This is a genomic window from Corynebacterium sp. ACRPO (assembly GCF_022347205.1).
In the GTDB taxonomy this organism is placed as follows: Bacteria; Actinomycetota; Actinomycetes; order Mycobacteriales; family Mycobacteriaceae; genus Corynebacterium.
This window is the reverse complement of sequence record NZ_JAKRNE010000001.1, coordinates 194,020-209,443: the sequence shown is the minus strand read 5'-3', so window position 1 is coordinate 209,443 and position 15,424 is coordinate 194,020. Positions and strand designations below refer to the sequence as shown.

Genomic DNA, 15,424 nt, shown 5'->3' with positions numbered 1-15,424 from the left:
ATGCCAGAATTGCGCAGCCGGCCGCTCGAAGGCGTCCCGCCGGTTCTTGCTACCCCGGAGGAGTTCACCGCTGCCGCAGCCCGCCTCGCCGCGGGTACGGGCCCCTTTGCCATCGATACCGAGCGCGCCTCCGGCTATCGCTACGATGATCGCGCCTTCCTAGTGCAAATTCGCCGCCGCGGCGCGGGCACGATGCTTTTTGCCCCTGAAGGACACCGCGAGGAGCTCACGGCCGCCCTTGCCCCAGTGCTCAACAGCGCGGAGTGGATTATTCACGCTGCCCATTCGGATTTGCCTTGTCTCGGGTGGCTCGGTCTCTTCCCTGGCTCCATCTTTGACACGGAACTGGCGGCACGGCTCGCGGGATTTGAACGGCCCAATCTGGGAACTATGGTCGCAGAGCTTTTTGACGTCGAATTGGAAAAGGGCTACGGCGACGCCGACTGGTCCACCCCGCAGCTCAGCGAGGAACTCAAGGCTTACGCCGCGCTCGATGTGGAACTACTCCTCGAGCTAGCCGACGCCCTGCGCGACATTTTGGCCGAACAGGACAAGATGGACTGGGCTTTAGAAGAATTTTCCGCCATAATCCAGGAACATTCCGGAGACTCTGCTCCCCAGCCACACACGTGGCGTGATCTGAAGGGCATCTCCAGTTTGCGCAGCGGCAGTCAGCTCGCTGCTGCTCGAGCACTGTGGGCCAAGCGCGACGCTATCGCTCGGCGCACGGACACTGCGCCCGGCCGGGTATTAGCGAATAAGACGCTGGTAGAAATTGCGCGCACCCTTCCCACCACCGCGGGCGATCTTGCCCGAGTCAAGGGATTTCCCCGCCGGCGCAAAGGCGCCACCGCCCAGTGGATGACTGTACTTAACCAAGCGCGCACCGTTCCCCCGCAGCAGCGGCCTCGCGTCCATCGCGCCCCACAACCGGTTCCTTCCAAAACCATCTGGGCCGAGGACTACCCAGACCTATGGGAGATTTACCAGACTATCCGCGCGGATATCGCCGATCTCGCTGCTGAACTCGGTATGCCTTCCGAGATCCTTATCCGCCCTGCCGCTGTGCGTGCAGCGGTATGGGCGAAGGTAGGTGTGCGCGCCGATAAGCGCCACCGCGGACCTGATTCTGTCGCCGGCGCCATCCGGCAGCCTGGCGACGTCGCTGCCTTCCTCCGCGCGGAGGGCGCGCGCGAATGGCAAATAGAAATGACCGCCCCGATTATCGTGGACGGTCTTTTCTACGAATATTTAGCAGGCTAAGGCTAGGATTAGTCCTTTTCTCCTCGCGCGTTGGCATCAGCAGTGAGGTTTTTTAGCCACTCGCTTATCGACGCCGCCATAAGCTCAGGCGTCAACCCGAACTCTTCCAAAACCTCGCCGCGAGAGCCGTGCTTAGGGAAGTATCCCGGAACGCCGAGTCGGCGCACAGGAGTATCGACCTCGGCTGCGCTGAGGGCCTCCGAAATCATGGAGCCAATACCGCCGCGGACAAGGCCGTCTTCTGCCGTAACCACCAAGTCGTGGTCAGCGGCGAGAGCCACCACAGAGCTTGCCACCGGCGCCACCCAACGCGGGTCAACAACGGTAACGTTTACGCCCTGTTCGCCCAGCTGCTTCGCAGCCTCGATGCTGCGAGCGGACATGGCCCCGATGGAAACGATGAGTACCTCGGGGGTGTCCTCGCCCGCATCGGCTTCGCCATAGTGCAGGATGTCTACGCCATCGCCCAAGGTATCCACCGCTTCCATATCCGGCAGCAGATTGCCCTTAGGGAAGCGGACCACGGACGGGCCAGATTCAATCTCTAGCGACTTCCGGAAGAGCTCCCGCAGGCGCGCGCCATCGCGCGGGGCGGCAATATGCATTCCTGGCACAATGCTCATGAGCGCCATATCCCACACGCCATTGTGCGAAGCGCCATCGGAACCGGTAACCCCAGAGCGGTCAAGCACGATGGTTACCGGCAGCTTTAGCAGCGCAATATCCATAATGACTTGGTCCACGGCGCGGTTTAAGAAGGTGGAATATACCGCCACGACGGGGTGCATCCCGCCAAGCGCCAAACCAGAGGCAGAGGTCATTGCGTGCTGCTCGGCAATTCCCACATCAAAGAACCGCTCTGGGAAGCGCTCTTGGAAGGGGGCGAGCCCAGTAGGACCGGCCATAGCAGCGGTAATGGCAACGATGTCATCGCGCTTTTCGGCAGCGGCTAACAGCTCCTCTGAAAAGGCAGCCGTCCACCCAGGTTGCTTGGTGCCCTTAGCCACACCGGTAACCGGATCAATAGCACCGGTGGAGTGCATCTGGTCCTTCGGCTCATTGACGGCCGGGGCAAATCCGTGGCCCTTTTCGGTAACCACGTGCACGATGATGGGCCCGTCATAATCGCGGGCATAAGTCAGGGCATGTACCAAGCTATCGATATTGTGCCCGTTGATGGGGCCGATGTACTTCATGCCCAGTTCCGGGAACATCTCGGTAGGCAAGACGGTGGACTTGACGCCTTCCTTCATGGCGTGCAAGGCATCAAAGGCACGCTCGCCTACCCATCCCATTTGCTTCAGGCGGCGCTTGCCCTGTTCCATGAGCTCGTCGTAACCGTGCTGGGAGCGGATGCGGCCGAGGTTTTCGGAAATGCCACCGATAGTGGGCGAATAGCTACGGCCGTTGTCATTGACCACGATAACCGCATTGCGGCCCTTGTCCTCCGAGATATTATTTAACGCCTCCCAGCACATGCCGCCGGTGAGGGCGCCATCACCGACAACACCGATGACATTGCGGTGACCGTCGCCGCGAATCTTGAAGGCCTTAGACAAGCCATCAACCGTAGACAACGACGCCGAAGCGTGGGAGGACTCGGTCCAGTCATGCTCGGACTCGCCGCGGTCCGTATACCCCGAAAGGCCGTCCTTTTGCCGCAAGGTATCGAATTGATCCGTGCGCCCAGTCAGCATCTTATGCACATAGGACTGGTGCGAAGTGTCAAAAATAATGGGCTCACGCGGAGAATCAAATACACGGTGCAACGCAATGGTCAATTCCACCACGCCCAAGTTAGGCCCCAGATGTCCGCCCGTGACGGAGACCTTGTCAATGAGGCGCTGCCTAATCTCTGCCGCCAGCTCCTCAAGCTTGTCTGCAGACAGCGCCTTGAGGTCCTGCGGCGAGTTAATGGTATCCAAGATAGTCATGGAGCGGCCTTCAACTCCTTCTGTGCTTAGTTCTTCTTTTCTACCGTACCCGCGGCGGGCGGTGAATATTATATCGGTCAATGTTCCGAGAACGGCGCGGCAACGTGCAACACCCCGCCTCGGAACCATAAAGGTTCATTAGTCAGGGGTAATGAGCGCAATCGTTTCAAAGTGGTGCGTTCCGGGGAACGCGTTAATGAGTGCCATCTTTTCTATTCCATATCCGTGCTGGTTCCAATATCCCAAGTCGCGCGCGAAGGTGGCGGGGTCACATCCCACGTGAACGACCGCCTGGGGTGCAGCGGCCGCCACGGAACGAATCACGTCCTCCCCTGCACCGGTGCGCGGCGGATCAAGGACTACAGCGCCAGGCTTGGGAAGCTGTGCGGCGACTTGCTCGACCTTCGCGGACTTTACTTCCACATCGCAGTCTGCAAGGGCGGCCTGTTCCCCGGCCGTAGCCGCCGGTGAATAGTCCACGGAGATAACCTTGCCCTGCACGGCATGGGCCAATGCGGGAACGAATAGGCCAACGCCACCGTAGAGATCCCAGGCGGTGTGCTCTTGGTACTCGCGACCCCCGAGCCACTCCGCTATCAGATCGGTATACGCGGCCGGTGCGTGGCTGTGGGCCTGCCAGAAGGCGGTAGCAGGAAAGCTAAACGTCCGCCCGTCGACATGCTCGTGTACCTTGCCGCTGCCTTCTACCACCTCACGGATGGTCTCCACGCGGCGCCCGCGCGGGGCTTTGCGGGTTTCTACCACGTGGCGGTTGCCATCGCCATCGAGAACGGCGATGACCTCGGCGCCTGGGGTAAACCGGCGCGCGCCCTCTCCAACGAGCCCCTCTGCCAATCCCGGAGCCAGCTGCGTACAAGCAGCGCCCGTAACAAGCTCATTGGACCGACGCTGACGGGTTCCGGCGCGCCCTTGCTTGTCGACGCCCCACCTCACCCGCGTGCGCCATCCCCGAACCGGCTCTAGGGTGTGCTGCTCAATGTTTAGTTCCTCGCCGGTGACAACGCCGGTGCGGCGCAGCTGCTCCGATAAGATCTCTGCCTTGATTCCGGTTTCGGCCGCGGGATCCAGCTCGGCGAAATCACAGCAGCCAGCTCCTTGCGCGGCAGCGGGACAAGACGATGGCACGCGTAGTGGCCCAGGGCTTAGCACGCTTTCCAGTTCCGCTTTAATGAACGACTTCTTTACACGGCCGGCCGTAGCCTTTACGACGTCACCAGGAAAAGCGCGAGGAACGAATACCACTCGCCCATCCGGCGCTTGGCCAATTCCTTCCCCGCCGTGCGCCATGCGGTCAATGGTGACCTCAAGACTATCGCCGCGGCTCATCGTTGATTCAGTCATTTTCTGCCTCAGACTTTGGTTCTCGTTCTGCGTTAGTGTGCTCACCTGCGCCCGCCGCTGCGTCAACGGCTGCATCCGCGCGGCGCACCATCCACACGGTCAGCGCCGTAACTAGAAGCGTCAATGGCCACCCCATCAAGATTCGGGTCACCCCTAAGGCCGTGGTTGCATCCGCATCATAAATGGCGCGCTGAACAACAAAACGGGCCAGGAAGATAACCGCCCACCCACCAGTAGCGATGGCATAGGCCCGGCGCGCCTGGGCAACCTTTTGCCACTGCATTTCCTCGCCATTAATCCCCTTCCAGATGACACCCACAGCGGGCCACCGAAAGAGGATTGATAGTACCGCGGCAATACACAGCGCCAACGACATCCAAATGCCGTACAAGAAATACCCTTTGGCATCACCGGTAAACCAGGCGATGGCTGCGCAAAGGGCCACTCCCAGCAGACCCGATATGGCTGGCTGCAGGGTCTCTTTACGGATTACCCTCCAGAGTGCAATAACAACGGCCACGCCGAGCGCCGCCGTCAAGGCTGGCCCCAGCCCAAAGAAGTTATTGATGGGAATCAGCACAATGACTGGCAAGGTGGCCGAGATGAGCCCTGATAAGCCTCCCATTTGCTCCAGCAGGGTGGGTTCGGCAGCAGACTCCTCAGAGTCCAGGTTCTTAGCGTCCGGGGAAGGTTGCGGCGAGGAATAATGTGTCACGTGGTTTACTGCTTTGCCTAGTTCTTGGAATTAGGTGCAGAGCCCTCATCGGGATTCTGCGGGGACGATCCATTCTCGCCCTGTTGTGGGGCGCCGCCCAAATCGCGCAGGTGTTGCTCCGCCTCTGCTTCTGCCGCAGGGTCGGGGCCGCCCACGCCGTTTTCTGGGTGGTCTTGAGCATTAGCGGCTGCCTGCTGTTCTTGCTGGCGCTGGTCCATGGCCTGCTTGACCTGTTCTACGAGCTGCTCGGGCATGATGACCGGCAAAGCATTTCCTGCCAGGATGGGGTCTTCCCCGCGGTAGACGAAGGTACGGGCGGCTACTTCGCGAGCCATGTCTGCGAGGTCGGCTTCCATGCCGGCCGGCGCGGCCAGGGTCATGCGCAGCATCCAGCGCGGACCATCTGCACCGATGACGCGGACCTGGCCGTTGTCGTTCTTGCCTACGACCTCGGCACCCCAAGGCCCTGGCTCGGTAGTTACGGTAAGACCATCGCGGCTCATGCCCTCCTTAATTTCCTCCACGGATTCTGCCCACTGGCCTGGCTTACGTGGGGCGGCAAAGGCTACGGGAGTAATTCGGCCTACCTTGGTCACGATGTGCAGCATTCGTGGGCCTTGTTCGCCCATTTCCACCTGTACCTGGGATTCCTTTGGCAGTGGGATGCGCAGGGACCCCAGGTCTAATACGCCAATGGAAAAGTCGCTGAAATCAAAGGTCTCGATATCGACGGAGTCACCATCAAAGGGGCCGGTCTGGCCATTGATGGCATCATGAGCGAATTCGCGAGGTTCATTGCCAGAAGCCGCCGCGGCATCTGCCGCGGTGTCGCCTACTGGAGCATAGGTCTCCTGCGCCTCCGCATCCGCGGGCGTGGGGTCCGCCGGCTTTTCGCTTTGGGCTGCAGCCTTTTCCTGAGCCTTCTTTTCTTCGTCGTTCTTCTTGCCAAAGGGCCAGATTCCCATGGGTGCTACTTCCTTTCTAAAAGTTTCGTTGAGTCTCTACTGCTTTAACTACACACCGGTAGAGCCATAACCACCGGCTCCGCGGACGGTGTCATCCAATTCTTCAACCTCAGCAAACCCCACCAGCTCTACGCGCTGGACCACGAGCTGAGCGATGCGCATTCCGCGTTCGATCTCAATGGGAGTGTGCCGGTCGTGGTTGATGAGGCAGACCTTGATCTCCCCGCGGTAATCGGCATCTACCGTGCCCGGGGTATTGACAACAGAAAGTCCTTGCTTGGCGGCTAGTCCGGAGCGCGGGTGAATTAAGCCGACCGTTCCTAGTGGCAGCGCAATGGCAATCCCGGTGCCGACGAGGGCGCGCTCGCCGGGTTGCAGGGTAAGAGCTTCGGCTGCGTAAAGGTCTGCACCGGCGTCACCACGGTGGGCACGGTGCGGTAATGGAAGCCCCTTATCCAGGCGCTTGACTTTAACGTCCCCAAAGGGGCTTTCTGGCTGAGAATGCGGAATCGAGTCAGTCACCTGGCCAATCCTACCTGCCTTGGGAGGTTCATTCTGCGGCACGTGTGGTCTAGACTGACTAGACGTGTCTGATACATCTGCTACTTCCGCAACTCCGGCACCGTCAAGCGCCGCTTCGGCACAGGGCACGGTGACCCCTCAGGTGCTCTACCGCGAACGCCAATGGGTCCCTTGGTACTTTTGGCTTTTTGCAGCCGCCATCGTGGGGCTTACTTCCGCTACCGCCGGCCTTAACCGCTCCATGTGGTGGACCATTATTCCCGCGATCCTCCTTGGTGCTATCGCCGTGTGGGTACTTATTACCTGGTCCAATACAGTCATCAAGGTAGAGCGTGACCCGGATGGAACGCGTTGGCTCACGGTCAAAGATGCCCAATTGCCTAACGACGTCGTCTCGCGGTCTATCACAGTTCCCAAATCTGCGCGGCGCAATGCCCTGGGCCCGCAGTTCGATCCCGCGGCGTTTTTGGTTTCCCACGCTTGGGTGGATGAGCACGCCATGATGGTGCTCGATGATCCAGAAGATGATACTCCTTATTGGCTCATCGCCTCGAAGGATCCGGAGGCTTTGCTCCACGCTTTCGTTCCGGAACAGCACTAATCTTTAATAGCTTTGCACACCACCGAAAGTTTGGTGGCTGCAATAGCAAACCCCGCATTCGGCAGGTGAAAAGTTGCCGAGTGCGGGGTTTCGTTTCTGGTGCGTATTCCTTTTAGGCGCAATCCTTGCAGATTGGCTGGCCGTCCTCTTCGTGGGAGTAGCGCTTATTGGACTGCACTAGGAAACACGAACCGCAGGTAAACTCATTTTCCTGACGTGGAACTACCTCAACATTAAGCTCCTCGCCCGTGAGGTCTACTGATGGCGGCTGGAAGGCTTCGACGATTTCTCCGTCATCGTCCATGCCGTTGTTATCGCTCTCAGCGGCTTTGAGTCCTTCTAGGGAGTCAGTTTCGAGTTCATCTTCCGCGCGCCGGCGCGGTGCGTCATAATCGGTGGCCATAATGCACGCCCCTAATGGTCAAGTTGCTTTAAGGAATGGGTATTTATCGATCGCGCATAGTAAAGCACAAATGGCTAGATGTCATCTCACCGCTCGCCGGCGTGGAAAACTATTACCCCCGCAGCGCGTCCGTGGCCCCGTGCGCTGCTAAAAGCTTTTCGAATGCGGGGGCCAAATCTGCCCCCGCGGCCCAGGTAAGTTCACCGTCAGCGGAGCCTTTATCAAAACCTGGATGGCGCACCACCGCACCCGCTTCGCGGGCAATGATTGCCCCTGCGGCGAAGTCCCAGGCATTGATACCGTGCTCAAAGTAGGCATCAACGGTTCCCTCTGCCACACGGCACAGGTCGAGCGCAGCAGCGCCGATGCGGCGAATATCACGCACATTAGGCAGGAGCTTGGTAAGAAGCTCGGCTTGGGCTGCTCGCCGGTCAGCTTCGTATCCAAAGCCGGTAGCTACCAAGGCCAACGCAGGATCTTGTGTCTGGTTGCACCGCAGTGCGTGCTCAATTCCGTCTGATCCGGTGACCGTGGCGCCCTGCCCGGCTGCGGCCGCATAGGTGCGCCCGCGCGCCACGTTGAGCACCGAGCCAGCGACGAGGTGACCTTGGTATTCCGCACCAATGGATACGGCGTAGTCCGGCACCCCGTAGAGGAAATTCACGGTGCCATCAATCGGATCCACAATCCAGGTAACGCCACTGGTCGATTCCTCATTGGCGCCTTCTTCGCCGAAAATTCCGTCCCCGGGGCGCTGGGTGCGAATGGTGGTGGCAATGAACTCCTCTGTCGCGGTATCGACCTCCGTTACGGGATCTACGTCGCTGGACTTGGTGTGGGTATGCGCCGCAATGCCGTCACCGGCTACGAGTTCTGCACGCCGCGTAGTAATTAATTCCGCAGCGCGCGTGGCGGTGGAAACGGCAAAATCCCGCAATTGGAGAAAATCGATCTGCTCAGTCATGCCAACTATTGTGCCTTCTTCTAGACTGTCGGGCATGACTACTCTTTCTGGCCATTCCTTTGGCATCGATATCGGCGGCTCCGGCATTAAAGGCGCTGAGGTGGACCTCGCCACCGGCGAATTCGTGGGTGAACGCATGAAGATCGCCACCCCACAGCCGTCTACGCCGCATGATGTTGCCAAGGTGGTAGCTCACATCGTGCAGGAAAAGCAGTGGGACGGCCCCGTTGGCATCACCCTGCCGTCCGTGGTTCGCAACCAGGAAGTCGAGACTGCGGCAAATATTTCCAAGGACTGGATTGGGGTCAACGCCACAGAACTCTTTGCGGACTACCTGGATTCGGATTTTGCTGTGCTTAACGACGCCGACGCGGCGGGACTAGCCGAGGTTGCCTACGGAGAGGACATCGCCAAGCAAGGATCCGTAATCTTCCTAACCCTGGGCACCGGTATCGGTTCGGCCTTCTTCCTAGACGGCCAGTTGTTCCCGAATACCGAACTGGGGCACCTCACGGTGGGCGATGACGAGGCTGAGAAAATTGCGTCCTCGGCCGTAAAGGACCGCGAGGGACTCAAGTACAAGCAGTGGACTAAACGACTCAACAAGGTCCTCGCGGAATATGAAAAGCTCTTTAACCCGCAGGCCTTCCTCATTGGGGGTGGGATTTCCCGCAAGTTTGAAAAGTGGGGCCCACACCTTGATATTGAAACCCCCGTCATGCCTGCACAACTGCGCAATCGCGCGGGAATTGTCGGAGCTGCGATGGCGGCGGTAGACGGTTTGAAACCGTAGTATTTACGCACTGCAGGTGACCCTATCCACCGGCAGATTGGAAAGATCCTCTATACTGGGCGGTCGATCCTAAGTTAAATAGCTCTAGGGCGTGTCTGGCCTGCATAAGGCCACAACGCGTTAACATCACACTGATGCACGAGCGCCCGATTAGGGCGCTCTGAGCTGTTTCAATCAAGAAGTTAGTCGAAAGGGCGTACGTGGCAGCCACTGAATCTTCAGACCAGGCACTCGGCGAGGGCGAAAACGCCGCTGAGGCATCTACTCCTGCAAAGAAGACCGCCAAGAAGACGGCAAAGAAAACCGCGAAAAAGACGGCTAAGAAGACGGCCAAAAAGACCGCTAAGAAAACAGCCAAGAAGACTGCGAAGAAGACCGCAAAAAAGTCGGCCAAGAAGACCACTAAGAAGTCAGCCAAAAAGGCCACTAAGAAGACGGTCCGCAAATCCGCGGCAAAGAAGCAGGAATCCCCAGCCGAGTCCGAAAAGCAGGCACAGCCGGAAGCAGAAGATGAGCTCGAGGAGGACGAGCACGACGAAGACGTCGACTTCGATCCCACCAATGCGGACATCGAAGACGATGATGACTTCGACGCCGGCGAAGACCTCGAGGACGATGACCTCGAAGAGGACTTGGACGACGACGATGAGGAAGAAGAGGAAGACACCTCTTCCGTCTGGGACGAGGAAGAGTCCGCTGCGCTGCGCCAAGCACGCAAGGATGCGCAGTTAACCGCCTCTGCTGACTCCGTCCGCGCCTACCTCAAGCAGATTGGTAAGGTCGCCCTGCTCAACGCCGAGCAAGAGGTTTCCCTAGCTAAGCGCATCGAGGCTGGCCTGTACGCACAGCACCGCATGGATGAGATGGAAAAGGCCCGCGCCGAAGGCGATAAGGCCGCCAAGCTCTCCCCCATGGAAAAGCGCGACCTGCGCAGCATCGCCCGCGATGGCCGCAAGGCCAAGAACCACCTACTGGAGGCCAACCTGCGTCTGGTGGTTTCCTTGGCCAAACGCTACACCGGCCGTGGCATGGCTTTCTTGGACCTCATTCAGGAAGGAAACTTGGGTCTTATCCGCGCGGTGGAGAAGTTCGACTACACCAAGGGCTATAAGTTCTCCACTTACGCCACCTGGTGGATCCGCCAGGCCATTACCCGCGCCATGGCTGACCAGGCTCGTACCATCCGCATCCCAGTGCACATGGTGGAGGTCATCAACAAGCTGGGCCGCATCCAGCGCGAACTCTTGCAGGACTTGGGCCGCGAGCCTACCCCGCAGGAGCTGGCGAAAGAGATGGATATCACCGAGGAAAAGGTGCTCGAAATCCAGCAATATGCCCGCGAGCCCATTTCCTTGGATCAGACCATCGGTGACGAAGGCGATTCCCAGTTGGGTGACTTCATCGAGGACTCCGAGGCCGTCATTGCGGTCGATGCCGTATCCTTCACCTTGCTACAGGATCAGCTCCAAGACGTGCTGACTACGCTGTCCGAGCGTGAAGCCGGCGTGGTTCGCCTCCGCTTTGGCTTGACCGACGGTATGCCGCGCACTTTAGACGAGATTGGCCAGGTCTACGGAGTTACCCGCGAGCGCATTCGCCAGATCGAGTCCAAGACGATGTCGAAGCTGCGCCACCCCTCTCGTTCGCAGGTTCTGCGCGATTACCTCGACTAATCGCTGCAGCTGCAGGAGCGCAGAAAGCCCGCACCAATTTTTTCGGTGCGGGCTTTCTGCGTAACTACTCTCTAGCTACCGTGGGCTGTTCTACCACTTGCGCAGGTATTCGATGCGCTCGCGCAGCTGCTCGGCATTGCACAGCGCGGTGGGCGGGCCGCCACAGGCCTTGCGCACCTCAGTATGGATAGCACCGTGCGGGCGGCCCGAGCGCTGGGCAGCGATGGAGACTACCGTGTTGAGTTCTTTGCGCAGCTGGCCTAGCTCATCGACGACTCCGGTGTCGCTGGACTCAGACTCCATAGACTTCTTCCGTGAGGCCGGCGCATAGTCCATGCCGTAGAGCTTGCGGCGGTGGGCTTCCTCCGCCTCAGCCGCGCGTCGCGCTTTTTCCTCCGCTTCGCGGCGATCCATTTCCTCGGATTGCTTCTTGCGCAGCAAATCTTTTACCTGGTCCGCATCAAGTAGCCCGGGAATGCCAAGGAAGTCCGCTTCCTCATCAGTGGTCATATCCCCAGTATTGAACTGAGAACCGTTGTAGAGCAGTCCCGAAAACTCTGCTTCGGCACCAAGCGACTCATATGACTTCTCCAGCATGTCTGGTTCGGTCTTCTTCTGATTCGCCTGCTCTAGCAGGTCGTCATCCCAACCTTCCTTGTCGGGCTTTTCTTCACCCAAGACGTGGTCGCGGGACTTTTCCATATTTTCGGCCAAGCCCAGCAGGACAGGAACCGATGGAAGGAAAACCGATGCCGTCTCGCCCGGCATGCGCGAGCGCACGAAGCGGCCGATGGCCTGGGCGAAAAAGAGCGGGGTCGATGCCGAGGTAGCATAGACGCCCACCGCAAGGCGCGGGACGTCGACGCCCTCAGATACCATGCGGACCGCCACCATCCACTCATCGGTGGACTCAGAAAATTCCTGAATGCGGTCCGAAGAACCGGGATCATCAGACAAAATCACCGACACTGGCGTATTAGAAAGCTGTTTGAGGATCTTGGCATACGCGCGTGCGGTCGTCGTATCCGAAGCCAGCACGAGGCCGCCGGCATCCGGCATATTGCGTCGCATTTGCATCAGGCGGGTATGCGCCGCCTGCAGCACCGCAGGAATCCACTCGCCCTTGGGGTCCAAAGCGGTGCGCCACGCTCGGGCGGTTTGCTCCGCATTCATAATGTCGCCCAAACGGGCTGCATGTTCCTCACCGGCCGAATCGCGCCAGCGGGCTTCGCCAGAGTAAGAAAGAAAGACAACGGGGCGCACGACGCCGTCGGCAAGCGCATCGCCATAGCCATAGGTATGGTCCGAGCGGGATACCTTGTGCCCCTCCCCATCGTCCACGTACTGGACGAATGGAATGGGCGAGTCGTCGGAGCGGAAAGGCGTACCGGTCAAAGCCAAGCGGTGATTGACATCGTCATAAGCTTCCTTGACGCCATCGCCCCAGCTCTTAGCGTCGCCGGCATGGTGGATCTCATCCAAAATCACCAACGTGCGCCGAGCAGAGGCAACCGCGCGGTGCTTAAAGGGATGCATGCCCACCTGCGCATAGGTCACCACAATGCCGTCCATAGAAGGATTGACGGCGGAGGAATTGCTAAACGCCGGATCTAGAGCCAGACCTACGCGTGCGGCAGCGCTAGACCACTGGGTCTTGAGGTGTTCGGTAGGCACCACCACGATTACGCGCTCGACAGTACGGTCTTCCATAAGTTCCGTCGCGATACGCAGCGCGAAGGTAGTTTTACCGGCGCCTGGGGTCGCCACCGCCATGAAGTCTTGCGGCTTAGTGGCGAGGAATTTATCGAGGGCGGATTGCTGCCAGGCGCGAAGGTTAGTCTTCTTAAAAGTCCTCACTTGCGGCGCAGACCCTTATACACACGCTCACAATCGGGGCACACCGGAGAACCCGGCTTTGCCTGCTTGGTCACCGGGAATGTTTCGCCGCACAGCGCAACGACATACTTGCCGTTCACCGCGGAATCGAGGATGTGATCCTTTTTGACGTAGTGGAAGAACTTCGGCGTGTCATTATCCGTCGTCGAAGTGTCTTCACGAATATCTGGCCGTTCAATTGTCTTCGTAGTCGTAGTCACGCACTCCATTTTGCCGCATCGGCATCGAACTTTGCGAGTCAGGCGGCTACCCTTGGAGAACATGTACACGTCATGCACGCCAGCCGCTGCGCCCCTCTCCCCTTATCGAGGGAACGCCGACGCGCACGAGGGGAGCCGAGTCTAGGTTGTTTGGCAAAAAAGAGCGCTATCTCATCACAGATGCCAAGCTCACGCCTGGCCAGGACCGCAAGCGCCGCGAAATTCAGTACGGAATCTTCCAGTTTTTGCGCGTTCCTTCCCTGCTCATCGCCGGATTTTTCCTCTATATGCATTGGTGGCTTCTAGCCGCCATCATTGTGGGCGTGACGTTTCCCCTCCCCTGGATAGCAGTGGTGATTGGCAACGGCCGAGGTGAAAAGAAGGATAAGCGCGAGAAAAACGTGTACAAGCCAGCCATGAACCGGCAGCTTTATAACCAAGCCCGCGCCCCACAGGTATCCGGCGGCACCGCCCGACCTATTGAGGCACACCACGACATCATCGATCACGAAGAAGAGTAAAGGATTCCTGCTTTCATGACGACCGCTTTTGGCCCCGACTTTGATGCCACCGCGCTAGCCAAGCTGGCCGAAGAGCTTTCCGATGTCTTTACCGCCGCCGGTTTTACTACCGATGGCATAGCCGGGCACCTAGGTCCGGAAGTTACCGAGGCCCTCTTCCGCGGCGAACCCGCACCAGTTGCGCTCGCCGCGCACAGCGAATCTCAATTGGATCTATTGATCCGCTTCTTCCTCCTGCATGAACACCTACCGGCGACGCTTTTAGGCGAGGCGGTAGGTGCGCGCCTGGCTACCCAGTTGCTGGATGCCAATGTTGCGCTTGCCGACGCCCATGGCAAGGCCTACATTGCCCTCGATATCCGCCCCCACATCATCGTTGGCGCCAACCGTCTCATCTTCTCCGACGTCGACGCCTCCTTGGTCGACCACGTACCCGGCCCAGACCATGTGCTTGGCGTTGGTGCGGCAAGCCTTTCGCTGCTGCAATCCACGCCAGTAAGCCCAGTGGGCAGCGTCTTAGACCTAGGCACTGGCTCGGGCGTCCAATTGCTGGGGCAGCTCGATTGCGCTGAAAAGATTACCGCCACCGACGTGCATGAGCGTGCGTTGGAGTTGGCCGAGGCTACCATCGCCGCTACTGGCGAAAGCAAGAAAGTGGAATTGCTGCAAGGTTCGTGGTTCGACCCCGTAGCCGGCCGCCGCTTTGACCGCCTCGTAGCTAACCCACCTTTTGTTGTTGGCCTTCCTGAAGTTGGCCACGTCTACCGCGATTCCGGGTTAAATCTGGACGGTGCTAGCGAGCTGGTTGTCTCTCGGGCCACCGATCACCTAACCCCTGGCGGAACGGCTCACCTTCTGGCCGCTTGGGTACACACCAGCGGCGAAACCTGGCAGCAACGCGTTGCCTCCTGGCTGCCGGACAAGGGAATTGCCGCCTGGATCATCCAGCGCGACGTAGCCGATCCCGCACTCTATGTGTCTACCTGGCTCGAGGACGAGTCTCTGGATGTACGCTCCCCTGAAGGCCAAGAGCGCTCTCGCGCCTGGCTGGAACATTTCCAGCAGCATGAGGTCAATGGCATTGGCTTTGGCTTTGTCGCTATCCAACGCATCGGCGACGATGAACCTGCCGATATCTTGGCCGAAGAAATGCCCCAGGCCTTTAGCGACCCACTTGGCCCTGAAGTAGAAGAATACTTTGCCCGTGTGGCGTGGTTGCGCGACCTAGTACCCGGGGAACTACAGGGAAAGCATTTCCACGTACGCCCGGGGCTGGCACGCGAAGATATCAGCACCCCAGACGGGGAATTGGGCCAGGGCTTTACACGGGCCGCTCAACGTCTTACTCGCACCGACGGTCCGCGCTGGAGCCACGAAGTAGATGAACACATCGCTGCCATTGTCGCCGGACTCAACCCACAGGGCTTGAACCTGGAAGAAACCATCGGCTTGTATGCGGCGGCGCACGGATTCGACGAAGAAGAACTCACCGCAGCCGCTCTACCTGCCGTCATCGATATGGTCCGACATGGACTGCTTATCCCAGCCGACCTCCTCTTGGATACCGATTCGCCGGACCTCAGCTAGATCCACACTGTCCCCCACTCGTTAT

At 59.2% G+C, this 15,424-nt stretch carries 15 protein-coding genes; 6 read left to right on the top strand and 9 right to left on the bottom strand.

What is annotated here, in order from left to right:
- The gene (locus tag MHY22_RS00975; RefSeq protein ID WP_239277577.1) at window positions 1-1,263 is read left to right on the top strand and encodes an HRDC domain-containing protein; all 1,263 of its coding nucleotides are present in this window, start codon (window positions 1-3) and stop codon (window positions 1,261-1,263) included.
- 8 nt (window positions 1,264-1,271) lie between these two features.
- Here MHY22_RS00975 and dxs read toward each other — a convergent pair whose 3' ends face one another.
- From dxs to dut, 5 genes are all read right to left on the bottom strand, one after another.
- Window positions 1,272-3,197, bottom strand: a complete 1,926-nt coding sequence (gene dxs / locus MHY22_RS00970) for a 1-deoxy-D-xylulose-5-phosphate synthase (RefSeq protein ID WP_239277575.1) — start codon at window positions 3,195-3,197, stop codon at window positions 1,272-1,274.
- A 138-nt stretch (window positions 3,198-3,335) separates the two neighbouring features.
- The gene (locus MHY22_RS00965) at window positions 3,336-4,559 is read right to left on the bottom strand and encodes a class I SAM-dependent RNA methyltransferase (protein WP_239277573.1); all 1,224 of its coding nucleotides are present in this window, start codon (window positions 4,557-4,559) and stop codon (window positions 3,336-3,338) included.
- Window positions 4,552-5,274, bottom strand: a complete 723-nt coding sequence (locus tag MHY22_RS00960; RefSeq protein ID WP_239277572.1) for a DUF3159 domain-containing protein — start codon at window positions 5,272-5,274, stop codon at window positions 4,552-4,554. Before MHY22_RS00960 ends, MHY22_RS00965 begins: the two co-directional genes overlap by 8 nt.
- Window positions 5,275-5,291: 17 nt before the next feature.
- Window positions 5,292-6,239 carry a DUF3710 domain-containing protein gene (locus tag MHY22_RS00955; RefSeq protein ID WP_239277571.1) on the bottom strand — a complete coding sequence of 316 codons (948 nt, stop codon included), beginning with the start codon at window positions 6,237-6,239 and terminating at the stop codon, window positions 5,292-5,294.
- 48 nt (window positions 6,240-6,287) lie between these two features.
- Window positions 6,288-6,761: a dUTP diphosphatase gene (gene dut, locus MHY22_RS00950; RefSeq protein WP_239277569.1), complete on the bottom strand. Its 474-nt coding sequence runs from the start codon at window positions 6,759-6,761 to the stop codon at window positions 6,288-6,290.
- Window positions 6,762-6,825: 64 nt separating this feature from the next.
- Here dut and MHY22_RS00945 point away from each other — a divergent pair, with 64 nt between their 5' ends.
- Window positions 6,826-7,362, top strand: a complete 537-nt coding sequence (locus tag MHY22_RS00945; protein WP_370658818.1) for a DUF3093 domain-containing protein — start codon at window positions 6,826-6,828, stop codon at window positions 7,360-7,362.
- Window positions 7,363-7,474: 112 nt separating this feature from the next.
- Here MHY22_RS00945 and MHY22_RS00940 read toward each other — a convergent pair whose 3' ends face one another.
- Both MHY22_RS00940 and MHY22_RS00935 read right to left on the bottom strand, forming a co-directional pair.
- Window positions 7,475-7,765 carry a DUF4193 domain-containing protein gene (locus tag MHY22_RS00940; protein ID WP_005325023.1) on the bottom strand — a complete coding sequence of 97 codons (291 nt, stop codon included), beginning with the start codon at window positions 7,763-7,765 and terminating at the stop codon, window positions 7,475-7,477.
- A gap of 112 nt (window positions 7,766-7,877) precedes the next feature.
- Entirely contained in the window at window positions 7,878-8,765 is an 888-nt protein-coding gene (locus tag MHY22_RS00935) for an inositol monophosphatase family protein (protein WP_239277567.1), read from the bottom strand.
- Between MHY22_RS00935 and ppgK the strand changes: the two genes are divergently transcribed.
- Complete coding sequence (gene ppgK / locus MHY22_RS00930) at window positions 8,764-9,522, top strand: polyphosphate--glucose phosphotransferase (RefSeq protein ID WP_239277565.1); 759 nt, start codon at window positions 8,764-8,766, stop codon at window positions 9,520-9,522. The genes MHY22_RS00935 and ppgK overlap by 2 nt on opposite strands.
- Window positions 9,523-9,722: 200 nt before the next feature.
- Window positions 9,723-11,195 (top strand): RNA polymerase sigma factor, encoded by a 1,473-nt coding sequence (locus tag MHY22_RS00925; RefSeq protein WP_239277563.1) that lies wholly within the window; start codon window positions 9,723-9,725, stop codon window positions 11,193-11,195.
- A gap of 90 nt (window positions 11,196-11,285) precedes the next feature.
- Here the strand turns inward: MHY22_RS00925 and MHY22_RS00920 are convergent, their stop codons facing one another.
- Window positions 11,286-13,052, bottom strand: coding sequence for a DEAD/DEAH box helicase (locus MHY22_RS00920; RefSeq protein WP_225746858.1), 1,767 nt, complete (start codon window positions 13,050-13,052; stop codon window positions 11,286-11,288).
- Complete coding sequence (locus MHY22_RS00915; RefSeq protein WP_005325062.1) at window positions 13,049-13,300, bottom strand: DUF3039 domain-containing protein; 252 nt, start codon at window positions 13,298-13,300, stop codon at window positions 13,049-13,051. The genes MHY22_RS00920 and MHY22_RS00915 overlap by 4 nt, the downstream gene beginning before the upstream one ends.
- A gap of 137 nt (window positions 13,301-13,437) precedes the next feature.
- Between MHY22_RS00915 and MHY22_RS00910 the strand changes: the two genes are divergently transcribed.
- Both MHY22_RS00910 and MHY22_RS00905 read left to right on the top strand, forming a co-directional pair.
- On the top strand, window positions 13,438-13,812 hold the full coding sequence (locus tag MHY22_RS00910; protein WP_239277562.1) for a DUF3099 domain-containing protein: 375 nt from the start codon (window positions 13,438-13,440) through the stop codon (window positions 13,810-13,812).
- A gap of 15 nt (window positions 13,813-13,827) precedes the next feature.
- The gene (locus tag MHY22_RS00905; protein WP_239277561.1) at window positions 13,828-15,399 is read left to right on the top strand and encodes a class I SAM-dependent methyltransferase; all 1,572 of its coding nucleotides are present in this window, start codon (window positions 13,828-13,830) and stop codon (window positions 15,397-15,399) included.
- The last annotated feature ends 25 nt before the right edge of the window (window positions 15,400-15,424 follow it).